At 72.2% G+C, this 23,745-nt stretch carries 24 protein-coding genes and 1 pseudogene; 9 read left to right on the top strand and 16 right to left on the bottom strand.

Annotated elements, in window-relative coordinates; all coding sequences use genetic code 11:
- Positions 1-39: 39 nt before the first annotated feature.
- Both fusA and QP089_RS36085 read right to left on the bottom strand, forming a co-directional pair.
- Positions 40-2,070 (bottom strand): elongation factor G, encoded by a 2,031-nt coding sequence (gene fusA, locus QP089_RS36090; RefSeq protein WP_285917999.1) that lies wholly within the window; start codon positions 2,068-2,070, stop codon positions 40-42.
- A gap of 128 nt (positions 2,071-2,198) precedes the next feature.
- Positions 2,199-3,022: pseudogene (locus tag QP089_RS36085) on the bottom strand (SCO6745 family protein).
- Between the two features lie 185 nt (positions 3,023-3,207).
- Here QP089_RS36085 and QP089_RS36080 point away from each other — a divergent pair.
- The gene (locus tag QP089_RS36080; protein WP_285917996.1) at positions 3,208-4,491 is read left to right on the top strand and encodes a phosphodiester glycosidase family protein; all 1,284 of its coding nucleotides are present in this window, start codon (positions 3,208-3,210) and stop codon (positions 4,489-4,491) included.
- Positions 4,492-4,522: 31 nt separating this feature from the next.
- On the opposite strand, the gene QP089_RS36075 is transcribed toward QP089_RS36080, so the two are convergent.
- From QP089_RS36075 to QP089_RS36040, 8 genes are all read right to left on the bottom strand, one after another.
- On the bottom strand, positions 4,523-5,605 hold the full coding sequence (locus QP089_RS36075) for an FUSC family protein (RefSeq protein WP_285917994.1): 1,083 nt from the start codon (positions 5,603-5,605) through the stop codon (positions 4,523-4,525).
- Positions 5,606-5,727: 122 nt separating this feature from the next.
- A complete protein-coding gene (locus QP089_RS36070) occupies positions 5,728-6,555 on the bottom strand; it encodes a VOC family protein (protein ID WP_285917992.1) in 828 nt (275 codons plus the stop codon).
- Positions 6,552-7,358 (bottom strand): VOC family protein, encoded by an 807-nt coding sequence (locus tag QP089_RS36065; protein WP_285917990.1) that lies wholly within the window; start codon positions 7,356-7,358, stop codon positions 6,552-6,554. The genes QP089_RS36070 and QP089_RS36065 overlap by 4 nt, the downstream gene beginning before the upstream one ends.
- Before the next feature lie 118 nt (positions 7,359-7,476).
- Positions 7,477-8,031, bottom strand: coding sequence for a hypothetical protein (locus QP089_RS36060; RefSeq protein ID WP_285917988.1), 555 nt, complete (start codon positions 8,029-8,031; stop codon positions 7,477-7,479).
- Between the two features lie 35 nt (positions 8,032-8,066).
- Positions 8,067-9,335 carry an alpha/beta hydrolase gene (locus QP089_RS36055; protein ID WP_285917986.1) on the bottom strand — a complete coding sequence of 423 codons (1,269 nt, stop codon included), beginning with the start codon at positions 9,333-9,335 and terminating at the stop codon, positions 8,067-8,069.
- Between the two features lie 170 nt (positions 9,336-9,505).
- Positions 9,506-9,697 carry a hypothetical protein gene (locus QP089_RS36050; protein ID WP_285917984.1) on the bottom strand — a complete coding sequence of 64 codons (192 nt, stop codon included), beginning with the start codon at positions 9,695-9,697 and terminating at the stop codon, positions 9,506-9,508.
- Entirely contained in the window at positions 9,694-10,008 is a 315-nt protein-coding gene (locus QP089_RS36045) for a hypothetical protein (protein ID WP_285917982.1), read from the bottom strand. Before QP089_RS36045 ends, QP089_RS36050 begins: the two co-directional genes overlap by 4 nt.
- Positions 10,005-10,241, bottom strand: a complete 237-nt coding sequence (locus QP089_RS36040; RefSeq protein WP_285917980.1) for a hypothetical protein — start codon at positions 10,239-10,241, stop codon at positions 10,005-10,007. Before QP089_RS36040 ends, QP089_RS36045 begins: the two co-directional genes overlap by 4 nt.
- A gap of 166 nt (positions 10,242-10,407) precedes the next feature.
- On the opposite strand from QP089_RS36040, the gene QP089_RS36035 reads away from it, so the two are divergent.
- The 3 genes from QP089_RS36035 to QP089_RS36025 all read left to right on the top strand — a co-directional run bounded on the left by QP089_RS36035 (position 10,408) and on the right by QP089_RS36025 (position 12,486).
- A complete protein-coding gene (locus QP089_RS36035; protein ID WP_285917978.1) occupies positions 10,408-11,205 on the top strand; it encodes a helix-turn-helix domain-containing protein in 798 nt (265 codons plus the stop codon).
- Positions 11,202-11,465 (top strand): DUF397 domain-containing protein, encoded by a 264-nt coding sequence (locus QP089_RS36030; RefSeq protein ID WP_285917977.1) that lies wholly within the window; start codon positions 11,202-11,204, stop codon positions 11,463-11,465. Before QP089_RS36035 ends, QP089_RS36030 begins: the two co-directional genes overlap by 4 nt.
- A gap of 118 nt (positions 11,466-11,583) precedes the next feature.
- Positions 11,584-12,486, top strand: a complete 903-nt coding sequence (locus QP089_RS36025; RefSeq protein WP_353070667.1) for an NADP-dependent oxidoreductase — start codon at positions 11,584-11,586, stop codon at positions 12,484-12,486.
- Between the two features lie 61 nt (positions 12,487-12,547).
- On the opposite strand, the gene QP089_RS36020 is transcribed toward QP089_RS36025, so the two are convergent.
- The 3 genes from QP089_RS36020 to QP089_RS36010 all read right to left on the bottom strand — a co-directional run bounded on the left by QP089_RS36020 (position 12,548) and on the right by QP089_RS36010 (position 15,055).
- Entirely contained in the window at positions 12,548-13,030 is a 483-nt protein-coding gene (locus QP089_RS36020; RefSeq protein ID WP_285917972.1) for a PraA/PraB family alkane oxidation protein activator, read from the bottom strand.
- A 468-nt stretch (positions 13,031-13,498) separates the two neighbouring features.
- On the bottom strand, positions 13,499-14,467 hold the full coding sequence (locus QP089_RS36015) for a TIGR03557 family F420-dependent LLM class oxidoreductase (RefSeq protein ID WP_285917970.1): 969 nt from the start codon (positions 14,465-14,467) through the stop codon (positions 13,499-13,501).
- Positions 14,468-14,518: 51 nt separating this feature from the next.
- Positions 14,519-15,055 carry a ferritin-like domain-containing protein gene (locus tag QP089_RS36010; RefSeq protein ID WP_285917969.1) on the bottom strand — a complete coding sequence of 179 codons (537 nt, stop codon included), beginning with the start codon at positions 15,053-15,055 and terminating at the stop codon, positions 14,519-14,521.
- A gap of 228 nt (positions 15,056-15,283) precedes the next feature.
- Between QP089_RS36010 and QP089_RS36005 the strand changes: the two genes are divergently transcribed.
- The 4 genes from QP089_RS36005 to QP089_RS35990 all read left to right on the top strand — a co-directional run bounded on the left by QP089_RS36005 (position 15,284) and on the right by QP089_RS35990 (position 18,856).
- Positions 15,284-15,571, top strand: a complete 288-nt coding sequence (locus QP089_RS36005) for a hypothetical protein (RefSeq protein ID WP_285917967.1) — start codon at positions 15,284-15,286, stop codon at positions 15,569-15,571.
- A 102-nt stretch (positions 15,572-15,673) separates the two neighbouring features.
- Positions 15,674-15,967 carry a hypothetical protein gene (locus QP089_RS36000; RefSeq protein WP_285917966.1) on the top strand — a complete coding sequence of 98 codons (294 nt, stop codon included), beginning with the start codon at positions 15,674-15,676 and terminating at the stop codon, positions 15,965-15,967.
- Positions 15,964-17,478, top strand: a complete 1,515-nt coding sequence (locus QP089_RS35995) for a hypothetical protein (RefSeq protein WP_285917964.1) — start codon at positions 15,964-15,966, stop codon at positions 17,476-17,478. Before QP089_RS36000 ends, QP089_RS35995 begins: the two co-directional genes overlap by 4 nt.
- A gap of 376 nt (positions 17,479-17,854) precedes the next feature.
- Positions 17,855-18,856 carry an alpha/beta hydrolase gene (locus QP089_RS35990; RefSeq protein ID WP_285917962.1) on the top strand — a complete coding sequence of 334 codons (1,002 nt, stop codon included), beginning with the start codon at positions 17,855-17,857 and terminating at the stop codon, positions 18,854-18,856.
- A gap of 54 nt (positions 18,857-18,910) precedes the next feature.
- Here QP089_RS35990 and QP089_RS35985 read toward each other — a convergent pair whose 3' ends face one another.
- Genes QP089_RS35985 through QP089_RS35975 form a run of 3 tightly spaced genes read right to left on the bottom strand, consistent with a single transcriptional unit; the run spans position 18,911 to position 22,553 of the window.
- On the bottom strand, positions 18,911-20,170 hold the full coding sequence (locus tag QP089_RS35985) for a PP2C family protein-serine/threonine phosphatase (protein WP_285917960.1): 1,260 nt from the start codon (positions 20,168-20,170) through the stop codon (positions 18,911-18,913).
- A gap of 21 nt (positions 20,171-20,191) precedes the next feature.
- A complete protein-coding gene (locus QP089_RS35980) occupies positions 20,192-20,698 on the bottom strand; it encodes an MSMEG_6728 family protein (protein ID WP_285917959.1) in 507 nt (168 codons plus the stop codon).
- Positions 20,699-20,726: 28 nt separating this feature from the next.
- Entirely contained in the window at positions 20,727-22,553 is a 1,827-nt protein-coding gene (locus QP089_RS35975; RefSeq protein ID WP_285917957.1) for a serine/threonine-protein kinase, read from the bottom strand.
- A 263-nt stretch (positions 22,554-22,816) separates the two neighbouring features.
- Here QP089_RS35975 and QP089_RS35970 point away from each other — a divergent pair, with 263 nt between their 5' ends.
- The gene (locus QP089_RS35970) at positions 22,817-23,701 is read left to right on the top strand and encodes a HalD/BesD family halogenase (protein ID WP_285917956.1); all 885 of its coding nucleotides are present in this window, start codon (positions 22,817-22,819) and stop codon (positions 23,699-23,701) included.
- The last annotated feature ends 44 nt before the right edge of the window (positions 23,702-23,745 follow it).

The following is a 23,745-nucleotide window of genomic DNA, read 5'->3' as shown; positions in this document are numbered from 1 at the left end:
GCCGGCCGCACCCGGGCAGGGTGCGGCCGGCCGCGGGGGTCAGGTGGTCGCCGTCAGTTCGGCGGCCACGGTGGGCGGGGCCTCGGCGTACGAGTGGAACTGCATGGTGTGCACCGCGCGGCCCGAGGTGGCGCCGCGGAGGTGGCCGACGTAGCCGAACATCTCCGCGAGCGGCACCAGGGCGCTGACGACCTCGGCGCCGCCCTGGGGGCGGGTGCCCTCGACGCGGCCGCGGCGGGCGTTGAGGTCGCCGATGACCGCGCCCATGTGCTCGGCGGGCGTGGTGACCTCGACGGCCGCCACGGGTTCGAGCAGGGCGGGCGACGCGCGGCGGACCGCCTCCCGGACCGCCAGCGAGCCGGCGATCGTGAAGGCGAGCTCGGACGAGTCGACCGGGTGGTGGTCGCCGTCCAGCAGGGTGACGCGCACGCCCGTCATCTCGAAGCCGGCGAGCGGGCCGGTCCGCAGGGCGTCCTGGCAGCCGGCGTCCACGGACGGCACGAAATGCCGCGGGACGCGCCCGCCGGTCACCCGGTTGACGAACTCATAATGCTCCTCGATCGGCTCGACGGAGATCCGGACCTTCGCGAACTGTCCCTTTCCGCCGTTCTGTTTCCTGTACGTCACCTCGACGTCCGAGACGGCCCGGCGAATGGTCTCCCGATAGGCGACGCGGGGGCGGCCGACATTGGCGTCGACGCCGTGGTCGTCCTTCAGCCGGGTGGTGAGGATCTCCAGGTGGAGTTCTCCCATTCCGCCGATGACGGTCTGGCCGGTCTCCGGGTCGGCGCGCACCTGGAAGGACGGGTCCTCCTCGGCGAGCCGCTGGATCGCGGCGGCCAGTTTCTCCTGGTCGTCCTGGGAGCGCGGTTCGATCGCGACCTCGATGACCGGGGACGGGAAGTCCATGGACTCGAGCACGACGGGGTGGGCGGGGTCGCAGAGCGTCTCACCGGTCGCGGTCTGCTTGAGGCCCATGACCGCGACGATGTCGCCCGCGCCCGCCGACGCGATCTCCTCGCGGCTGGCGGCGTGCACGCGGTAGATCTTGCCGATCCGCTCCCTCCCGTTCCGGACGCTGTTCAGCACCGGCATGCCGGTCTCCAGGCGGCCGGAGTAGATCCGGACGAAGGTGAGCCGGCCGAGGTGCCGGTCGGTCATGATCTTGAAGGCGAGGGCGGACAGCGGGGCGCCGTCGGACGCGGCGCGCGGCCCGTCCTCGACGTCCAGCGGCGAGGGCAGGTATCGCGCGACCGCGTCCAGCAACGGCTGGACGCCCTTGTTCTTGTACGCGCTGCCGCACAGCACCGGCGTGGCGGCGGACGCGACGGTGAGCCGCCGGATCGCCTCGTGCAGCCGCTCGGCGGCCGGTTCGGCGCCGTCCACGTACAGCTGCATGATCGCGTCGTCGTGCTCGGCGAGCGTCTCGACGAGCCGGGCCCGCCAGCGCCGCGCGTCGGCCGCGAGGCCGGGCGGGACGGGCCGGACGTCCGGTTCGCCGCCGTCCGTCCAGACGAGCGCGCGCTCCTCCACCAGGTCGACGACGCCGGTGAAGCCGGACTCGGCGCCGATCGGCAGTTGCAGGACGAGCGGGACCGCGCCGAGCCGGTCGGCGATCATGTCGACGCAGCGGCCGAAGTCGGCGCCCGCGCGGTCGAGCTTGTTGACGAAGCAGACGCGCGGGACGCCGTACCGGTCGGCCTGCCGCCACACGGTCTCCGACTGCGGCTCGACCCCGGCGACGCCGTCGAAGACGGCGACGGCGCCGTCGAGGACGCGCAGGCAGCGTTCGACCTCGATGGTGAAGTCGACGTGGCCGGGCGTGTCGATCAGGTTGATCGTGTGCCCGCGCCAATGGCAGGTCGTCGCGGCGGAGGTGATGGTGATTCCGCGTTTGCGTTCCTGGTCGGTCCAATCGAGGGCGGTATTGCCGTCGTGCACTTCGCCGATGCGGTGCGAGACGCCGGTGAAGTAGAGAATGCGTTCGGCGGTGGTGGTCTTGCCGGCGTCGATGTGCGCCATGATCCCGATGTTGCGAACGGTCGTCAGGTCCAGGAAGGTCGCGGTCATCGGGAATCACTCCTTTTCTGGCTCTCGCCGGCGTGGCCGCGGAGATCTTCCGCGGCCTCGCGACGATATCCGCGGGCCCGGAATCGGCGCCAAGGGTTTTTCCGGCTCCGGGCCCGTTCAGGGAGTGTTCAGCGAGCGGGGTTCAGCAGTCCCGCGTCGACCACGGCGCGGCCGAAGGGGCGGGCCAGTTCGGCGAGGCGCTCGCAGCCGGCCTCGCCGAGGGCGGTGTAGGCGGGGAGGGCGAGTTCGTCGGTGCGGTCTCGATGCGCTGCCGGAACGCCTTGCCCTCGGCGGTCAGCTCGTCGCCTTCGAGCAGGCCGCGGCCGCGGAGGGCGTCCTCGGCGGCGGCCCATTCGTCGGCGGGCCAGGCGCGGGTGGCCTTGAGGAACGGCGTCGGGACGGTGCCGGTGCCGGCGTGCAGGACGAGGGCTTCGAGCGGGGTGACGCCCGCGTCGGTCAGCGCGGCCACGTGCCCGTCGCCGCGGAACTCGCGCAGCAGCGTCTGGGCGTGCCAGAGCCGGTCGATCGGCTCGTCGGGCCAGGGCAGGGCGGCGTGCGCGGCGAACAGGGGCCGGCCGTGCAGGTGCCCGGCGGCGGCCTCGGCGGCGCGGGTGGCGAGGTCGAGGGTCTCCTCCAGGCCGTGGACGCGGTCGACGCGGCCGCGGCGCAGGGCGGCGCCGGCCGCGTCCAGCCGCGCGGCGAGCATCCGTTCCGGTGTCGTCCTCTCCCAGGCGGCGGGCAGGTGGCGGCGGACGAGGCGGGGGTCGAAGTTGTAGAACGTGGCGATCACGAGCTCGGCGGACGCCCGGCCGAAGGCGGCGGAGCGGGAGGCGAAGTAGCCGGCCGCCGCGTCGAGGCCGAGCGCGGCGTAGCGCTCGGGTCCCTCCGGCACGAAGTAGATCATCGCGTGCACCGGTTCCAGCCGGCGCCATGCCTCGCGCGCTGCCCGCATCTCGTCGCTCCCTCATTACCGACCAGTAGGTATCCGAACGTAATTCGGTGCAGGTCCGCCCGTCAATCCCCCGCCGCGGGCGGGCCCAGGGAGATCGTTGGCCAAACTTCGCGCCGCCGGCACCACCGGTTCACCCGCGCCGCGCCATGATCATCAGGCTGTCACCGCAGAGAAGGGTGTGACCGGTGGGGAGAAAGTGGACGGCCGCGATCGCGGCGGCGAGCGCGCTGGCCGTGCTCGCGGGAACGCTTCCGGCGGGCGCCGCGCCGGTGCCCCCGGCCGCGGACGGCGCCGGCTCCGGCGAGGGGTCCGGCGCGCGCGCGATGGCGCAGCGCTCGGCGGCGGTCGCGGGGCTGCGCTACACGTCCGTGGCGCGGCTTTCGCCCGGGATCGTGGCGCGCACGTTCGAGACGTCCGGGATCGGGGGGAAGGCGGTCGGCGACCTGCTCGACATCGACCTGCGCGCCCCGCACGTGCGGGTCGGCCTGCTGCACCCGGACGCGATCGCGCAGCGCGCGACGGTGTCGGACATGGCGAACGCCCAGCACGCCGTCGCCGGGATCAACGGCGACTTCTTCAACATCAGCGAGACGCACCCCGGCGTGCAGCCGACCGGTTCGTCGTCCGGGCCGGAGGTGGACGGCGGCCGGGCGCTGAAGGCGGCGGTGCCGGACGGGCAGCGGTTCGGGCCCGCGCTGCCGCCCGGGACGTCCACGCGCGACGTCATCGGGGTCGGCACCGACAAGCGCGGGCACGTCGCGAGCCTGCGGCTGGCCGGGACGGTCCGGTCCCGGCTCGGGACGCTCAAGCTGCGCGGGCTCAACCAGTACGCGCTGCCGGTCGGCGGCGTCGGCGCGTTCACCGGCGAGTGGGGCACGGTGTCGCGGCAGCGCGCGGTCTGCGGGACGGACGAGGTCCGCAACGCCCCGTGCAGCACCGACACGGCGGAGGTGACGGTGCGGCGCGGCGTCGTCACGGGCGTGTCGGACGCGGTGGGCGGCGGCGCGATCCCCGAGGACACGACGGTGCTGGTGGGCCGCGACGGGGGCGCGGACGCGCTGCGGAAGCTGCGCAAGGGTGACCGGCTGAAGCTCCGCTACCGGCTGGCCGGGAAGGTGCGGTTCCGGTTCGCGGTCGGCGGGTTCCCGATCCTGCGCCGCGGCGAGCCGCTGGACGGCCTGGACGCGGCGGGCCCCGCGCCGCGCACCGCCGCCGGGGTGAGCCGCGACGGCCGCCACCTGTACCTGGCCGTGGTGGACGGGCGCTCGGAGGCCAGCGGCGGGCTCACGGTCGCGGAACTGGCGTCGCTGCTCGAGCGGGCCGGCGCGTCCGACGGGGTGAACCTCGACGGCGGCGGCTCGTCCACGTTCGTCGCGCGCGGGCCCGGCGAACCGGCGGCGACCGTGCGCAACGCCCCGTCCGACGGGACCGAGCGCGCCGTCGCGAACGGCATCGGCGTCTTCTCCTGACACGGCGCCCTCTTCTAAGGCGCCGACACTTTCACCGCGGCGGGCGCGGGCACAGGTCGTCCAGCACGAGGCGGCTGAGCCGCAGGACCTCCTTGCGCGGGTCCCACAGGCCGGGCCCGTCCGTGCCCGCCCCGTGGTGGGGGCGTTCCAGCCGCTCCTGGAGGCGCTCGGCGTCCGAGATCTCCCGGTCGCCGGGCGCCTCGGGCAGCGGCCGGACGAGGGCGGCGAGCTTGCCGAGCATGCGCGCGTAGTCCTGCCGGAACGCCTCCGAGAACCGCAGTTCCCGCGTCTCGGCGCCCATCGCCTCGTCGTGGGTGGCGGCGATCGACCGCAGGTACGTCGTCACCTGCTCCAGGGTGTTCATCAGGCGGGTCGCGGGCCAGCGCTCCGGCTCGTCCCGCCACCGCAGCTTGTAGCCGCGCAGCTTCGCGCGCGGGTTGGCGCGCATGCTGTCGCGGCCCTGCTCGTAGGCGTGCCGGGCCTGCTCCTGGACGCCGCGCAGCCGCTCTTCGGCCTCCTCCCAGGCCGGGCGGCCCTCCTCCGGGTCGGTGACGGCGCCGGCGAGCGCGTCCATCGCCTCCGCGAGGGCGTCCCGCAGCCCGTTCGCGGCGTACTCGGCGCGGCGCAGGTAGAGCGGCGGGAACACCAGCGCGTTCACGGCGAGCCCGACCGTGAGGCCGACCGCGACGTCGGCGAGGCGCGGCAGCGTGTACCCGACGGCCTGGTGGCCGCCGAGCAGCAGGGCGAACAGCGCGGCGAAGGCGACCTGCGACGCCTGCCCGCCGAGCCGCCGCCACCCGGACGCCATCATGGCGAAGACGAGTACGACCGCGATCCCGACCGCGTTCGGACCGATCCAAATGCCGACCGGTATCGCCAGCGCGGCGCCGATGACGAACCCGGCGGCGTAGCCGAGGCTCTCCCGGACGGACCGGACGACCGACGGGTACACCCCCAGCAGCGCGGCGAGCGGCGCGAAGTACGGCGCGGAATGTCCGACGAGATACCGGGCGACCAGCCAGGCGATGACCGCCGCGACGACGGCCTTCGCGGTGAGCTTCAGCCGCTCCTGCCAGTACCGCCGGCCGGCCCAGGGCAGGAGGTAACGGCGCATTCCGGTGATCAGCACCGGTCTGCGATTCCCGATGATCGCCGCTCGAACCGCCAGCCGCCCGCCGCCGCGCAGTGGCGCCGCCCACACCTCCCGGCGCGCCCCCGAGGGGCCGGACGCGGGGTCTAGGGCGCGCCGTCCGGGGACGCCAGGGAGAGGCCGGGGCCTCCGGCGATCCGCGGCGTGATGATCGCGAGCCGGGCGCCGGTGGGGTCGGTCATCATCGCGTAGCGGCCGGGCTGGATGTCGGCGGGCTTGATGCGGATCTGCGCGCCGAGCTCGGCGGCCCTGGCCGCGGCGGCGTCGCAGTCCTCGACCCAGAAGTACGGCATCCAGTGCGGCGGGTAGTGCGGCGGCCACGTGTGGTCCATGGAGATCATGCCGCCGACGGACCAGTCGCCGATCTTCCAGTTGGTGTAGACGGAGCCGTAGTAGTCGCGGTCGACGGCCTTCCAGCCCAACACGCCGCCGTAGAAGCGGCGGGCCTCCTCGGTGTCGCGGCACGCCAGCTCCGCCCAGCACATGGTGAACGGCTGGTTGACGGTGCCGAACTCGATGGTGGCGCCGGGCGTGGCGACGCCGAAGTCGGCGCCCTCGGGGTCCATGCAGAGCGCCATGGAGCCCATCCCGGCGTAGTCGGACGGCGGGATCAGCTCCCGCCCGCCCTCGGCCTTGACGGCGTCGACCGTCTCCTGGAGGTCTTCGACCTTGAAGTAGCAGGTCCAGGACGGCGGCTGCGCGTCGTCGGCGAGCGACTGCATCCCCGCCACCTCCGCCCCCTGGACGTCCCCGAGGGTGAACATCGTGTAGTCGCCGTAGTCGGGGACGGTCAGCGTGTAGGAGTACCAGCCGAACAGCTCGCAGTAGAACGTCCGGGCCTCGTCCGGGCGCGGGCTGGCGAGGTCGATCCAGCCGGGCCAGCCCGGGGCCGGCCGCGTCGGCTCCTCCGTCATCGGGCCTCCCCTGGTCCGTCGTCGCGGGCCGGGGTGATGACGGCCAGCCGGGCGCCGGCCGGGTCGGCCAGCACCGCGTACCGGCCCGGCCCGATGTCGGTGGGCGGGAGCAGGACGCGCCCGCCGAGCTCGGCGGTCAGGGCGGCGGTCGCGTCGCAGTCCCCGACCCAGAAGTACGGGATCCAGTGCGGCTCGGCCTCGTAGTCGTAGCGCCTCAGCTGGTCGATGGAGACCATGCCGCCCACCGACCAGTCGCCGACCTTGAAGTTGGTGTACGGGGTGTAGTACTCGCGCTCGACGGTCTGCCAGCCGAAGACCTTGCCGTAGAAGCGGCGGGCCTCCTCGGTGTCGTGGCACGCCAGCTCCACCCAGCACATGGTGTTCGGCTCGTCCACGACGCCGGCCCCCTTCAGGTTCCCGGCCGTCCACAGCGCGAAGTCGGCGCCCTCGGGGTCGGTGCACAGCGCCATCCGGCCGAGGTCGGAGACGTCGGTCGGGGGCACCAGTTCCGCCCCGCCCGCGGCCTTGATCGTGTCGAGGGTGGCGTCGATGTCGTCGGTGCGGAAGTAGCAGGTCCAGGACGGCGGCTGGGCGTCGTCGGCGAGCGACTGCATCCCCGCCACCTCCGGCCCCTGGACGTCGCCGAGGGTGAAGACGTCGTAGTCGCCGAGCTCGGGGACCGTGAGCGTGTAGACGTACCAGCCGAACAGGCGGCAGTAGAACGCCCCGGACGCCTTGACGTCGGGACTCGCCAGCTCGGCCCAGGACGGCCGTCCCGGGGCGTGTCCGGTCACTTCGGGCATGATCCCGCCTTCCGAGCGCGCATGAACACCACGTTATGGGCGGATGTGCCATCACGGCGGACACGGCGATGCCGGAATACCCCAAAGACCAGCCAAAGTTTGACCAAAGCGGGCGAGCCTAGACGCTCACCACGTCCTGCAGCAGACCCCATACAAAGTGGGCGACGTAGGACGATCCGTCGGGCGCGGAGAACCCGACGTGCCAGCGGCTCGGCGCGTCGCCGTCCTGGTGCGCGAGGCCGTCCCACCGCGCGGCCAGGTCGCCGACCACGCACGTCCACGGGGCGAGGTCGTCGACGGTGCGCAGCTCCGGCACCGGCGAGCCCTCCTCGCGGACGAGCCACTCCTGCGCGACCGACCCGTCCGGCGCCATCGTGATCTCGAACCGCAGGCCGGGCCACAGCGGGAACGGCGGCCAGGAGGCCACCTCGCACACGACGTCGCCGACGCGGCGCTCCCCGGCGTCGGCCGGTCCGAGGACCGCCTCGTAGCGGCGCCGGCCGCGCGGGAACGTCCGGGACCGCAGGATCCGCTGCCAGCGGGCGTTGACCTCGCGCATCTCGGTGCGGGAGGCGTCCAGCGCGCGCATCGCGTCCTCGACGAGGCCGGGCTGGTAGTCGGCCATCCGGCGCAGCAGCACGAGCTGGAACTCGCGCCGCGCCAAGCCCTTCACGCGGCCACGCTACCGCGCGCCCCGGACCGTGCGGCTCAGACCTTCTTGGCGCCGATCGCCGCCATGATGGACGGCCAGCTGAGGTTCACCTCGCGGCGCCAGTACTTCCAGTTGTGCATGCCCGGCCCGTACAGGTGCGAGGTGACGGAGACGCCGGCCCGCTTGGCGGCGTCGACGAAGTTGACGTTCATCTGCCCGGCGAGGTTCTCGCCGACGCGGCCCGCGTCCCCGGGGGCGGCGTTGGGGTTGTCGTAGGGGCCGGGCTGGCCGTTGCCGGAGGAGACGTAGACGCCCGTGCCCTTGAGCTTGCCGACGTTGACCGCGGCGTCGTGCGCCGCCCAGTTCGACCGGTTGAAGATGGGGTCGCCCCAGATCTTCGTACCGGCGTCCTTGTTCATCATCGTCAGCACTGCCGGCATGCCCGGCGCGGTGATGTTGAGCGCGCCGCTGTAGGACGCGGCGTACTTGAAGTAGCCCGGGTGGCGCTCGGCGTAGGTGATCGATCCCTGGCCGCCGGACGACAGGCCCATCGCGGCGCGCGTCGACCCGGCGTGGAAGTTGGCCTCCATCAGCGGGATGACCTCGGAGATGTGGAAGCTCTCCCACTCGGGGATGCCGCCCTTGCCGCCGTTCCACCAGTTGGCGTACGAGCCGTTCGAGCCGCCCTCGGGCATGACGACCATGGCGTTGTAGTTCTTCGCCACGTTCTCGATGTGCCCGTCGTGGCTCCACGACGTGTACTTGTTGTTGCCGCCGTGGAAGGCGTACACGACCGGGTAGGTCTTGGTGTCGCTCGCCTTCCAGCCCTGGGGGACGAACACCCGCGTCTGCACGACCGCGCCCAGCGCCGGGGAGGCGATGCTGACGTCGAACTCCTGCGCGTGCACCTTCTTGATCGCGGTGATCGTGGCGCCGTCGGGGGCCTTGCGGTACTTGCCGTCGCCGACGCCGGGCGGCAGGTGCGGCTTCTTGCCGTGCGAGCCGTTGTTGCTGTCGGGGTCGTTCCTGGCGGGCGAGCCGCCGGTCCCGAACGGGTTGCCGCCGTGCGTCAGCGGCACGTTCGGCACCGTGATCGGCTTGGACGTGGTGGACGGCGACGCCTTCGGCGAGGCCGACCCGGAGACCTGCGCCGGCTGGGTCGGCGGACCGAACGAGGGGATCGGCTCGGCGTTGCCGGCGGCCTGGGGCTTGCCCTTGGGCACCCCCACCCCCGCCTGGGCGAGCCCCACCATGACGGCGGGCAGGATCACGGCCGCCGCCGCCGTCCCGGCGATGGCGATCTTCCTGTCGGTACGCTTCTTCATTGACTCCCCAGCCGATCGGACCGAGCCGGACCGCGCGCCAACCCCGGCCTTGCGCTCGCTCGCCCGAAGAAACTACTGTCCCGGCAGTCACTTCCGCAAGTATTGACAAGAAATACAATAAAAGTGACCGATCCCGGTTCAGTGGATGACGCGCCGGCGCGCCTTTCGGATTACCGGCGCCGGCCGGACAGTTCCCGGAGGCGCCGGCGCAGGACGGGGCCGTCGGACGCCCGGACGAGCAGGGTGCGGCCCCGGACGGCCATCCAGATCGGACGCTCCGGGTCGGCGACGATCCCCCACTCCGGGAACTCCGCCCTCAGCGCGGCCAGGTAGGCGGCCGGGTCGGGACCGGGGGCCTTCAATCGGGGGCTCCCAGGTATCCCTTGATCATCACGAGCGCGTCGGTGATGCGGTCGGACTCGGCGATCGGCTGCCGCCAGGACGTGAAGAACCAGTAGCGCCCGCCGTCCCCGTCGTGCGGGCGGCACGCGATCGTGTCCCCGGCCGCCTTCTGCGCGTCGCAGCACCCGGCCCTGGACGCGTTCCGGACGACCAGCCCCCCGGCCACGCCCTCGACCGCGTACCCGTGCGCCTTGAGATGCATGGCGAGCGCCTGGAGCCGCACGTACGACTCGACGCCCGCGTTGTCCTCGTGGAGCCCGGAGCCGCTCACGGCCGCCTCCGCACCGACTCCGCCAGCGCGACCCGCTCAGCGAGACGCGTCTGGGCGTCACAGAGAACCCAGAGCTCCCCCTCGTCCCGAGCCTGCACCTCCGGCAGGCAGCCGTTGAGGAGCTGGTAGTCGGTCAGCCCGTCGAGACGCCGCGCCACGAACCCGTCGCCGATGATTTCGCCGTACCAGCCGGACGCGAGCCCCATGTGCCCGTTTTTCGGTGAATCGATCACTATCGTCCTGCAACTCATCCAAGGAACCTCGTGTCGGAGTTGACGAACCACCGTGACCACGTTCACACCGTGAGTTATGGTCGGCCAGTAACCGCAGGCCACCCCCGGTCAAGCAGAAAACAAGATCAACTCAACCACGTCGCCTGGTTAACCCCCGGAGGTCGCCATGGCTGAGAACCAAGCCCGCATCTTCTTCGGTGAAGAACTTCGCCGCATGCGCGACAAGGCCAATCTCACGGGTAGAGAACTCGCCGATGCACTCGGCTGCACACCGCAGTGGATCAGCACCATGGAGAGCGGCCGCAAGGTATCCGAGCAGAGCGCCAAGGACCTGGATACGTACTTCGAGACGGACGGCCACTTCTACCGGCTGTGGAAGCACGCCGACAACTTTGAAGTGCAGACCACACTACCGCCCGGGTTTACCGAGTTCCTGGAATGCGAGAAAGAAGCGAGTTCCGTTCGCAACTGTTCAGGCTTCCTCGTCAACGGGCTCTTTCAGACCGAAGGGTACGCGACAGCGCTGATGAGCACGCTATTCGGCGACCGCGCGATGGACTTGGTCGCCAAGCGCATGGCGCGAAAGGCGCTGTTTCATCGCGACAACCCGCCGCTGGTGTGGCTCACCCTCGACGAAGTGATCTTGCATCGCGTGATCGGCAGCCACGAGATCATGCGAGAGCAGTTCGAGGCCTTGCTCCGCCTCTCGGAGCAACCGGGGACGGTGGTACAGGTGGTGCCCTTCCGGGCGGGCTACCATTCCGGACTAGGTGGCGACTTCACGATCCTCGGATTCACGGATGGAAGCAATGCCGCCTATACGGAATCGGCGGGCATCGGGACACTGATTCATCAGCCCGACAAGTTGGCGGACTTCGTCGTACGCTGGGACTCACTCCGAGGCCGCGCGCTCCCCATCGACGAGTCGCGCGCCATGATAAGGGCAGCGATGGAGAGACTATGAGCAGCGTACGGCCTGTCCGTTGGCGTAAGAGCAGCTACAGCGACCACCAGGGCGGTGCGTGCGTCGAGGTGGCAGGGCTGTGGCGGAAGAGCAGCCACAGTGGTCATAGCGGCGGCGACTGTGTCGAGGTGGCGGACCTTGCAATCGCCGTCGGGGTGCGGGACAGCAAGGATCCGGAGGGGCCGAAGCTGATGTTCAGTGCGGCGGCCTGGCGGGCGTTCACGTGCGAGGTCAGGGGCAGCGAGCACGACCTGGCCTGACGCCGGGCGGCCGGTCGACGCCTGCTGACCGTCGGCAGGGGATCATGGCGTGGTGTGGCATGGGCGCGTCCAGCGCGCATGAGCAGGCAGACGCCGTGAGCAGAGACCGGAGCGCATGATGAAGGCAGTCCGCTTCACGCGGTTCGGGGGTCCGGAGGTCCTCGAGATCGCGGATCTCCCCGATCCGCGTCCGGGGCCCGGGCAGGTGCGGATCGCCGTGCGCGCGGCCGGCGTCAACGCGAGCGACTGGAAGAAGCGCGCCGGCCTGATGGACGAGGGGCTCCCGCAGACCCTGGGCCATGAGGCGGCGGGCGTCGTCGACGAGCTCGGCGAGGGGGTCGCGGACGTGGCGGTCGGCGACCGCGTGTTCGGCTTCTCCGCCGAGGGGGCGGCGCAGGCCGAGCTGGCGGTGCTGTCCCACTACGCCCCGGTCCCGCCGTCGCTCGATTTCGCCGGCGCCGCCGCGCTCCCGGCTGCCGTCGAGACGGCCACGCGCGCCCTCGACCAGCTCGGCGTCGGCAGCGGCGTCACCTTGCTGGTCAATGGGGCCTCCGGAAGTGTCGGGAGTGCGGCGGTGCAGCTCGCCGTGGTTCGTGGTGCGCACGTGATCGGCACGGCGAGTCCGGCGAACCACGCGTACCTGCGCGAGCTGGGAGTCGAGGCCGTCGCCTACGGCGAGGGGCTCGTCGAGCGGGTCCGCGCGCTCGCTCCCGGCGGAGTGGACCGGGCGCTCGACGTGGCCGGGAGCGGCGTGCTGCCCGAGCTCGTCGAGCTGGCCGGAGGTGCCGGGCACGTCGTGACGATCGCCGATTTCCTGGGCGCCCGGGAGAACGGGGTGAGATTCAGCCGCGGCGAGGACGGGCGCGCCGTCCATGCGCTCGGGGAGGTCGGTGAGCTGATCGAGGCCGGGCGCTTCTCGCTCCCGGTCGCGCGCACCTTCCCGCTCGCCGAGGTCGCCGAGGCGCACCGCGTGGGCGAGCAGGGCCGCACACGCGGGAAGCTCGTGCTGCTGGTCGGCTGAGGCGCCACCGGCGGCCCGGGCGGCGCGCGCCGCCCGGGCCGGGGGTGTCAGCTCTCAGCGGTCACTGGGAGAAGACGTACTTGGCGGTGAGGGTGGCCGAGGACGGGCAGAGGAAGCCGCTCGTCTTCGGGACGGTCTGGTTGGTGAAGGACACGGTCACCGGGAAGGTGCTGCCGCTGTAGGTGCCGTGGATGGTGCCGCCGTAGGTGCAGCCGACGGCGCTCACCGAGAAGCCGCTGAGGGTGGCGTTGCCACCGCTCAGGCTGCCGCTCCACGGCAGGTTCTGCGGGGTCACGGTCACGCCGCAGCCGGTGATGGACGCGGAGGTCACCGAGAGCGCTCCGGCGGTGGTGATGGTGCCGCCGAGCGTGGAGCCGGTGCACGACGCGGGGATGCCCGCGTTGATCGTCATGGTCCCGGACAGCTTGGCGGTGAAGGGGCCGGCCGTCCAGGCCAGGGCGGGGGCGGCGGTCGCGGCGACGGCCACGGCGGTGGCGGCTGCCGAGGTCGAGGCGATGGCGGCGAGTTTCTTGATGCGGGACAAGGCGGTCCTCATTTCGGGACGGCGGGCGTCGCGCCTGCACCCGGCGAACGGGGTGGGGGATTCCGCGACCCGGGACGCTCCGATCCGCCCATGTCGGGTGGGCGGCGTGAAGCACCGCGGCGTCGAGGAACGGTGTCCGGAACCGTCGCGCCACTCGACATCGGTTTCCGGTCACCTGGGGTAGAACGCGTTCTAGTGAGAACGTAGGCAGCGCCCGGTACCCCGTCAATACCCCTCCCTGAATGCTCTGGTCATGAGGGAGTCCACCTGAGGTCAGGGGAAACTAGAACTGAATTCTGTTCGTATTCGGACGGCAAGATCCCACTTCTTGGGGCGAGCCGGATCGCATTTCCCCACCTCCGTCCTGTCACGGCACCGATCACGTGAGGACTGCCGGGAAACCACTCAGGGTCAGCGGATATCCAAGTTCTCGACATCTTCCGCCCTGCGGGGCGGTGGAAAGGCGGGTCAGCCGAAGCGCTCGCGCAGGGCCGGGAGGAGGTCGGCCTCCGCCCAGGTGCGGAAGTCCTTCTGGTGCTCCGGCCCGCTCTGGCAGAACGAGATGTGGGTGAACCCCGCGTCCTTCCACTGCTCGACGGCCTCGAGGTAGTCCTCCACGTTGTCGCCGCACGGCACCGACTCGACGACGTCCTCCGGGCGGACGGTCTTCGTCGCCGCCTCGAAGTTCACCGTCCCGGGAAGCTCGGCCATCACCTTCCAGGCGGGCGCCGAGAACTTCCAGTACCGGTGCGCCCGCTGCTCGCACTCCTCGCGGTCCTGCCCGTAGGCGACGGGGATCTGCCCGTAGACGGGCTTGCCGCCGCCGCCCTCGCGGTGGAAGAGGCTCACCACGTCGCCGACGGGCTGGTCGGAGATGAGCAGGTCCGCGTGGCGCGCGGCCAGCCGCCCGGCGCGCGGCCCGAAGGCCGCCATGCCGATCCGGACGGGCTCGTCCGGCAGGTCCCACAGCTTCGCGGAGTCGACGCGGAAGTGCTTGCCCTCGTAGTTGACGTAGTCGCCGCCGAACAGCGCCCGGATGATCTCCACGGCCTCGGCGAACATCTCGTGCCGGACGTCCACCGACGGCCAGCCGCGCCCGACGACGTGCTCGTTCAGGTTCTCGCCCGCGCCCAGGCCGAGCGTGAACCGCCCGTCCGAGAGCACCCCGACGGTGGCGGCCTTCTGGGCCACCACCGCCGGGTGGTACCGCATCGTGGGGCAGGTCACGAACGTCATCAGCGGGATGCGGTGCGTGGCCTGGGCGAGGGCGCCGAGCACCGACCACGCGTAGGCGGAGTGGCCCTGGTCCTCCAGCCACGGGAAGTAGTGGTCGGAGATGACGGAGTAGTCGAAGCCGGCCTCCTCCGCCTCGACGAGGTCGGTGACGAGCTGCTTGGGCGGTGTCTGCTCGCAGAGCAGGGTGTATCCGAATTCCATGACGGCTCGGATACCCCCGGGAACGCGCCCAATCGTCAAGACACTCCTGATTCAGTTACCGAGGAGGTCCATGATGTCGTCGGCGTGGTCCTCCTCCTCGGCGAGGATGTCCTCCATGAGGCGGCGCGTGGTGACGTCCCCGTCCCCGAGCCACCGGATGATCTCCTGGTAGGACTCGATGACGATCCGCTCGGCGACCAGGTTCTCCTCGAGCATGCCCTTGAGGTCGGTGTCCTGGAAGGTCGCGTAGGCGGTGTGCGAGCGCCGCGCCAGCGTCTCGGGGTCGAAGTCGGGGTCGCCGCCCAGCTGGCTGATCTGCTCGGCGGCGCGCATCGCGTGGTCGCGCTCCTCGTCGGCGTGCTCGGTGAACTCGGCCGCGACCTGGGCGCGGTCGATGCCGGACGCGCTGATCGCGTGCTGCGAGTAGCGCATCCAGCAGACGATCTCGGTCGCGAGCACGTCGTTGAGGACCCCGACGACCTCCTCCGGGCTGCGCTTGTAGCCGCTGGTCACCGGCCCGTCGGCCATCTTCTGCCGGGCGCGTTCCCGGATCGCCGCGACGTCGATGCTGAAGCTGTTGTCGGCCATGCCTCTCCTCCTGGTCAGCGCGGAATCGTGCCTGTCCTACCCAGCACGCGATCTCCATGCCCGGGGTGGCTGAGGGGCTACATATCGTGACGGCACGACCACCCCCTGCTTGGCCACCATCCGTCACACGTGCTATACGTAGAGCTATCTCGCCTCGACCTGGGGCGGGAAAGGGACATCCGGGCTCCACCTTGAGATCCGGGCGTGACAAGGAAGAAAAGGAACCACATGAAGTCCTTCAGCTACACCGAGCTGGACAAGCTGGCCGGCGAGGTTCTGCCGGAGCGCGCCGTGCTGTCCACCCTTCTCGTCGGTGGCGGCAGCGACAACGACAACGAGAACCTCAACTTCAACCACGGCGGCGGCCACGACGGCGGCACCACCGCGGTCGTCCCGAACTGCCAGAGCAACATCAACCACTCGCAGGGCGGCCTCATCGGCGCGCTGGGCCTCAGCTCCGAGAACCCCAACACGTCCTTCACCTGCGCCGGCAGCTCGGTGGTCTCGGGTCACTGATCCGATCCGACGTGCTCGCGGGCCTCGGCCCGCATGGGAAGGGCCGGCGTTCTCCCGCCGGCCCTTCCCCCCTTTTTCCCTGACGATCTGTTAAGGCAACCGATGAGCCAGACGAACCCTCATGCCTTCAGCTACGCCGAACTCGACCGGCTGTCGGGCGAGGTGCTGCCGGAGCGGGCCGTGCTGTCGACCCTGCTCGCCGGCGGCGGCGACAACGGCAACAAGAACATCAACATCAACGACGGCGGGTCCGGCGGCTCCGACACCGAGGTCACCTACGCCTGCCAGTACACCCAGTCGACCGGCACGCCCGGCCTGCTCGGCACCGGCCTGTTCGCCGAACCCGGATACACGACGATGACCTGCGTCCCGGTCGTGGTCCACCACGGCTCATGAGCGGAGCGCACCGCAAGTCCGGCTCCCCGCGCGGCGCGGGCGCGAACTCTCCGGCGCGCCCGCCCCGGCCCGCGGCGATGGCGCAGGCCGCCGCGCAGCCGGCCCAGGCCGCCGCGCCGCCCGCCCAGGCCGCCGGAGCGGCCCAGGGCACCGGCACGGGGCAGGCCGCCGGCACGGCCGGGCCCGCGGACGCGGGACGCCCGGTCGCGCCCCTCACCCTGCCCGTGCTGGCCGACGGCGTCGAGCTCGTCGGCGAGTTCAAGAACTCCGGCTATCGGGAGCCGCCCCAGCTCGTCTGCCTGCCGAACCGGCAGCTCGTCCGGCTCCCGCCGCTGCTGTTCCTGGTCGCCAAGGCCCTGCACGAGCACCGCGGCCTCGCCCGCACCGCCGACATCGAGACGGCGCTGGACCGGGTGGCCGAGGCGGTCTCGCAGGAGGCCGGCGCCCGGCTCACCGGCGAGCAGGTCATCTACCTCGCCGACCGCAAGCTCGCCCCGCTCGGCGTCACCACCTACAGCGACGGCACCGCGCCGCCGGTGGTCAAGGCCGACCCGTTCCTCGGGCTGCGGTTCCGGCTCGCGGTGTTCCCCGAGTCGGCCACCTGGTTCGTCGCCGGGCTGTTCGCGTGGCTGTTCCGGCCGTTCGTGCTGGTCCCCGTGCTGCTCGCGGTCGTGTCCGCCGAGGCCTGGGTGCTGAGCACCCGGTCGATGAGCGTGGCGCTGCAGCACGCCATCCTCGCCCCGGTGAGCATCCTGCTGATCATGGGGCTCGGGGTCGCGTCGTGCGCGTTCCACGAGATCGGGCACGCCGCCGCCTGCCGGTACGGGGGCGTCCGGCCCGGCGTGATGGGATGCGGCATCTACCTGGTCTGGCCGGCGTTCTACACCGACATCACCGAGTCCTACCGGCTCGGCCGCGCCGGGCGGCTGCGCGCCGACCTCGCCGGCGTCTACTTCAACGGCATCTTCGTGGTCGCGCTGACGCTGGCGTACCTGCAGACGGGGTTCGAGCCGCTGCTGGTCGCGGTGCTGTACGTCAACCTGGAGATCCTCCAGCAGCTGCTGCCGACGCTGCGCTTCGACGGCTACTACATCATGTCCGACCTGATCGGCGTCCCCGACCTGTTCAAGTACATCGGGCCGATCCTGCGGCGGGCGCTGCTGCGCCGCCGCGCCGACACCCGGCTGAACGACCTCAAGCGCTGGCCGCAGGTCTTCGTCACGGCGTGGGTGCTGGTCATCGTGCCGGTGATGGTGTTCCAGCTCGCGCTGATCTCCACGCAGGTCCCGGGCCTGATCCGGATGGACTGGCACAAGATCCAGGGGCTGGCCGCCGAGGCCGCGCGCGGCGCGGGCGCGCTGCAGCTAGTCGCCTCCGGGCTGCAGATCGTGCTGCTCGTCCTGCCGCTGCTCGGGCTGGCGCTGATCGCGTTCCGCGCGCTGCGCGGGGCGGTGCGGATGGCCGTCCGGTACGTCAACGGGCCGTCCGCCGCTCCGGTGCCGGACGCCTGACCCCGCGCACCGCACACCGCACATACCGGGCACACCGCGCGGACCAAGGACACCCCGCAAATCACGAACACGGCGGAGAACAGGAACACCGAACGCGCCGGGCGCCCTCAGGGGCGTCCGGCGCGACGCTTGTACGGGAACATTTTTCTGCCTTTTCCGGCATGACGCTTGGAACGTGAAGGAAACGGGAACCTACTCCGAGTAGGTAGCACAATCCTCCGACTCTCCACCGCACTTCACCGCCGGGCCGGACAACGGCCCGAAGGCACCGGGCAAGGGCGAGACCCGCCCTTCGCTTGGCTGCGCGCATTCGCCGAACAACGGCGCCCCCTTTCCTCGGCCGGCCCATCCCGCCGGCGTCCCCGGAAGGCCCGCATTGCTCCGACGCCCCACCCCCGGTGCAGGGCCGGGGTTCCTCGCCCTGCTGCTCCCCCTCGTCCTGGCCGCCGCGCTCGTTTCGGCCGTGCCCGCCCTCGGCGGCACCGCCGCGGCCGCCGCCACCGGCGCGAAGGTCGTCGCCGAGACGACCGTCGCCCCCCGCACCCTCGATCTCACCGTCCGGTCCCCCGCCATGGACGGCCAGGAGAAGGTGCGCCTTCTCGTGCCGTCCGGATGGTCGAAGGACGCCGACCGCACCTGGCCGACGCTGTGGCTGCTGCACGGCGGCGTCGATGACTACACCGCCTGGACGCGCGGCACCGACGTCGCGGCCCTCACCGCCGACACCCCCGTCATCGTCGTCATGCCGGAAGGCGGAAGCTGCGGCAATTACTCCGACTGGTGGAACTACGGGAACGGCGGATCACCCGAATGGGAGACCTTCCACATGAAGGAGCTCCGCACGATCCTGGAGAACGGCTACCGGGCGAACTCCCGCCGCGTCGTCGCCGGCAATTCGATGGGCGGCCTCGGCGCGATGCTGTACGCGGCCCGGTTCCCCGGAATGTTCCGGGCGGCCGCGGCATTCAGCGGATACGTCGACACCATGTACGGCTACGAGCCGGGCGACGACTCGATCGGCTGGGGCCCGTCGTTCTCCTGCCCCGGCACCGACTGGCGGCGCGTCTGGGGCGAGCCCGACGCGCAGGCCGCGATCTGGCACGCGCACAACCCGACCGACATCGCCGGCCGCCTCGCGGGCGTGAAGCTGTACGTGGCCTGCGGGAACGGCACGGCCGGATCGCTCGGCGGGCTCCCGTTCACCGACCCCGTCGAGGCCGCCGCGAACGACGTCTCGCACGCCTTCGCCGACCGGCTCGACGCCCTCGGCATCCCCGTCACCACCCGCTTCTTCGACGGCCAGCACTCCTGGCCGTACTGGCAGCGCGACCTGCACGACGCCTACCCGATGCTGATGAGCGCCCTCGGCCTCTCCTGAACCGTTCGCGCGGGACGAGCCGCCGCCCTGCTCGGGGCGGCGGCTCGTCGCGGGTCAGCGCAGGGAGGGCTCGGCGCGCCTGATGCCCGCGGAGCCGCGCCATTCCAGCAGCAGGACGGTCGCGTCGTCGTCGAGCCGGCCCGCGTGGTGCTGGAGGATGCTGTGGACGAGCCGGCGCAGCGTCTCCGGGACCGGCAGGCCGTCGGCGTTGCGGCGGATGATGAAGTCGACGAACCGGACGAGCCCGAACTCCTCCTTGTTCGGGTCGCGCGCCTCCACGATCCCGTCGGTGTAGAGCAGGAGCCGGTCGCCGGGCTCCAGCTGCTCGCGGCACACGGCGGGCTCGACGCCGAGGTCGGTGCCCAGCGGATGGCCCGGCTCGCACTCCAGCGTCGCCACCCAGCGGCCGCCGCGGATCACGACGGGCGGCGGATGCCCGTGCGAGATCCACGACAGGATGCCCGTGCTCGTGTCCAACTCGGCCAGCACCGCCGTGACGAACCGGCCCGACTCGTCCTGCTCGATCAGCACCTCCTCGATGGCGCGCCCGCTCTCCACCAGGCCCGCACCCTGCAGCCTGCTGTTGCGGTGCGCCGCCACCGCGAGGTTCGCGGTGATGCCGGCCGAGGTGTCGTGGCCCATCGCGTCGAGGACGGCGAGGTGCACGATGTCGCCGGCCAGTCCGTAGTCGAAGGTGTCGCCGCCCAGCTTGTACGCCGGCTCCAGCGCGGCGCCGATCACCATCGCGTCGTTGGAGAACGTCATCGGCGGCAGCAGCCGCCACTGCATCTCCGCCGACACGCTCATGTCCCGGGTGCGCACCAGCCGGGCGAGCGAGTCGCTCGACGGCCCCTTGCTGACGATCAGCAGCGCGACCAGGCCGGCGAGGCACTCGGCGGTCGCCGCGGCCGCCGCGTCGCCGGGCTCGACGGTGACCCGCATGACGCCGATCCGCTCCGTGCCGTCCAGGATCGGCACCCAGAGGTGCTCGGCCTCGCCCTTCTCCTCGGGGTGGGCCGTCACCAGCTCGACGCTCTGGTACGCCCGGCCGGCGAGGGTGCCCTCGACGCGCAGCTCCTCCGGCTCGTCCCCGGAACCGCGCCCCGCGTCGCCGCCCTTGCCGGTCAGCAGGCGCAGCACCTGCTGCTGGAGGTCCACCACGTAGATCAGCACGTCCGCGAGGCCGGCCAGGGCGGCGTGCCCGGCGACCATGCCGGGCATCTGCTCCAGCGAGATCGTGTGGCTGTCGGTCAGCACGTCGCGCAGCAGCCGCTCGTCCCGGGGCCGCCCGTCCGGCGCTCCATCGGTGCTCATCGCATACCTCCGGGTGGGGATCTACCCGGCATCGTCCCTGGTATGACGTGCCGCGCGGGCGGTCCGCTCGCGGTCGGAGCGGGGCCAGACGTAGGGAAGATCGTCCGGGGCGTCCGGGAACAGCGGCCCGTAGTGGCCCGGGTCCTTGCGGACGAGCGCGGAGCGGTGGCTCAGGTGGAACGCGGGCTCGCCGAGCCACGGCGGCACCTCGCCGGCGCGGGCCAGGGCCTCCTGGCCGCGCACCCGCGCGGGGCCTCCGGCGGCGGCGAGGTCGGCGCCCATCGTCGCGGCGCAGGTGTCGGCGCGCCCGAGCGCGCACCAGGCCGCGCAGATGTCCAGGCCGTAGCGGACGAGCGCCTCCTCGTACCCGGTCCACATCAGCACCGCGGGATGGCGCTGCCAGCCGTATCCGGGGACGGTGAGGGCCCGCAGCACCTGGAGCGCCTCGACGCGCTGCTTGCCGAGCCGCCGCGGGTCCAGGACGCGGGCGGTGGCGGCGAAGCCCGGGTAGGGCAGGAACGTCTGCACGTCCCTCCCCTACCCGCCGTCTCCGGCCTCACTTGGGCAGCAGCGCGGCGAACTCGGGTTTCAGCAGGTCGCGGACCTTGGCGTAGGGGGCGCCGAAGTCGAGGTTGCCGCAGCCGTCGCTGCCGGAGGCGAAATAGGCGAGCTGGAAGTCCGACGGGGTGAGGAATGCGCTCAGGTGCGGCGGGGTGTGCGCGGCGCCCTTGTACAGGCCCTCGGGCGGGGCGGCCTGGAAGTCGGCGGGCTTCCAGCCCTTGCCCCCGGAGCAGTCGGTGTCCCACGGGCGCCCGTCCCGCTGGACGAGCCGGGACTTCAGCGTGCGCACCCCGGCGGCGGTCAGCGTCCCGGGACGGAAAACGTCGGACGCGGTGACGCGGCGGCCGGTGCGCAGGTCGATGGTGACGACCTCGCCGCCGGGCGCCCCGTCGGCCTTCTGGCACCAGTCGGAGAGCTGGAAGTACCGGACCGACACCAGGCGCGGCCCCTGGAGCCCCAGGCGCGTCTGCAAGCTCACGGTGGTCGGGGTGCCGCCGCACTGGACCTCCTTGCGGCTCTCCTTCGCCAGCGCGATCAGCTCGTCGAGCGGGGCGCGCAGTTCGGCGTTGATGCGCCGCTGCAGGGCCGCGTCGTGCAGCCCGGTGACGGTCGCGTACTTCGCGCCGCTCACCTTGACGGACGTGCCGGGGATCGTCTCGGTCTGGGCGGCGAGGGTCAGGGCGGGATGGTCCTGCGGGGGCCGCTGGGTGTGCTTGGTCGAGTCCTTCGTCGCGTACACGGCGCCTCCGGCCGCGGCGGCGACCACGACGGCGCCGGCCGCCGCCAGCGCGCCCTTGCCCGCGGCGGTGGCGAGGAAGCCCTGGCTCACGGCCGAGCCGGTGGCGCCCGCTCCGGCGGACGCGCCCCCGCCCGCCCCCGCGGCACCGGCGGCACCGGCGCCTCCCGCCGCTCCGGCGCCGCCCGCGGCACCGGCGGCACCTGCGGCGCCCGGGGCGAGCGCGAGCGCGGCGAGCGGGAAGAGCGCCGCCAGCGCCACCGCGGCGGCGGCGAGCGCCCGGACGCCCCGCTGCTCCCAGTCCGGCCCGTACGCGGCGACCGCCGCCGACTCCAGCTCCCCGACGAACGCGGCGGCGCCCGGCGGCCGGTCCCCCGCCCGCTTCGCCAGCCCCTTCACCACGAGCGGGCGCAGCGCGTCCGGGACGTCCGCGACGTCGGCCTCGGCGGTCAGGTGCCGGTTCATCAGCGCGACCCGGTCCTCAGCCGAGAACGGCCGCCGCCCGGTCACGCACTCCACGAACACGCAGGTCGCGGCGTACACGTCGGTCGCGGGGGTGGCGGGCTCGCCGCGCCACTGCTCCGGCGCCATGTAGGCGGGCGTCCCGGCGGCCGAGCCCTCCCCGGCCAGCACGGCGACGCCGAAGTCGACGAGCTTGCTCAGCCCGTCCGGCCGGACGACGACGTTCGCGGGCTTGTAGTCGCGGTGCACGACGCCGACCGCGTGCGCGGCGGCGAGGCCGAGCAGCGACCCCTTCAGCACCAGCAGCGCCGCCTCCGGCTCCAGCCGGCCGTGCTCGGCCAGCACCGCCTTGAGCGAGGCCCCGTTGACCGCCTCCATCACGATCGCCGAGCCCTGCGCGCTCTCCACGAAGCGGTACAGCCGCGCGACGTACGGGCTGGTCAGCCGCCCGAGCATCTGCGCCTCGGCGCGCAGCCCGGCGACCGCCGCCGGGTCGCCGCCGGTCAGGTACTTGATCGCGACGTGCGCGCCCGAATCGGCGTGCCGGGCCAGGACGACCCGTCCCTGCGCGCCGCGCCCGAGCTCGCGGTCCTCGACGAACCCCGCGAGCCGCCAGTCCGCCATGCGTCCTCCCCGGCCGTGTGCCGATCAGTGTGCCAACCGTCGTTGACGCCGTCACGGGGGCGAAGGTTCGGAACCGGCCGCGGACGGGGGTGATATAGGCCACACCGGACAGTGGGCGGGGGCGGGCGGTGGACCGTTCGAAGCCACAGGTCACCGAACGGGCTTGTCAATTCCCGACAAAGCGTCCGGAAAAAGCACGGCCATGAATGCGCACCGGGAATGTGCTAAAACCCGGATGGGGTTGGCCACGCGGAAGGATCTTCATGGGCGCTGCGGAGGGTCGGGCCGGCGGCACGGCCGCGGGCATGGAAGCGGTCGACACCGATCTCTATCCGCTCGGCGAACCGGGCGGGCCGGGCTGGACCTCCGTCGTTTCCCGGGTCCGGGGCGAGCTGGCGAATTCCGGGTGCTGCGTGCTGCCTGACTTCGTCCGCGGCCCATTGCGGGAGAGGCTGCGCACGGAATGCGCGGCGATCGCGCCGAAGGCCCATTACGACGTCGAAACGGTCAACGCCTACAACATCGACATCGGCACGCCGCTGCCCGAGGACCATCCCGGCCGTATCACGGTCGAGCGCGGGAACGCGTTCGTGGCGCGCGACCTGATCCCGTCCGGCCACATCATCCACCGGCTCTATTCCGACCCGCTTTTCCAGCGGTTCGTCGCCGCCTGCTTCGGCCTGCCCCGGGTGCACGAGCTGGCCGACCCGCTGTCGGGCCTGTGCCTCAACGTGGTCAGCCCCGGCATGGGCCACCCCTGGCACTTCGACACCAACGAGTTCACCGTCAGCCTGCTCACCCAGCGGGCGCTGGACGGCGGCGCCTTCGAGTACTGCCCCAACATCAGGTCCGCCGAGGACGAGAACCTCGCCGACGTCCGCGACGTCCTCACCGGGCGCGCCGGGCACCTGGTGCGGCGCCTGGACCTGCGCCCCGGCGACCTCCAGCTCTTCCGGGGGCGGTACTCGCTGCACCGGGTCGGCGAGGTGCGCGGCGGCACCGCGCGGCACACCGCGATCCTCGCCTACAGCGAGCGGCCCGGGGTGATCGGCAGCGTCGCGCGCACCCGCCAGCTGTTCGGCCGGGTGCTGCCCGAGCACCTGGCGGCGGAGGGACGCGCCGTCCGGGTCGACGCGCTGCTCGACTGACCGGCCCGACCGACCGGCCCGACCGACCGGCCCCGACCGACCGG

It is taken from the genome of Actinomadura opuntiae, from assembly GCF_030283205.1.
GTDB lineage: Bacteria > Actinomycetota > Actinomycetes > Streptosporangiales > Streptosporangiaceae > Spirillospora.
Note: the sequence above shows the minus strand (reverse complement) of the source record. Positions and strands in the feature narration are given on the sequence as shown.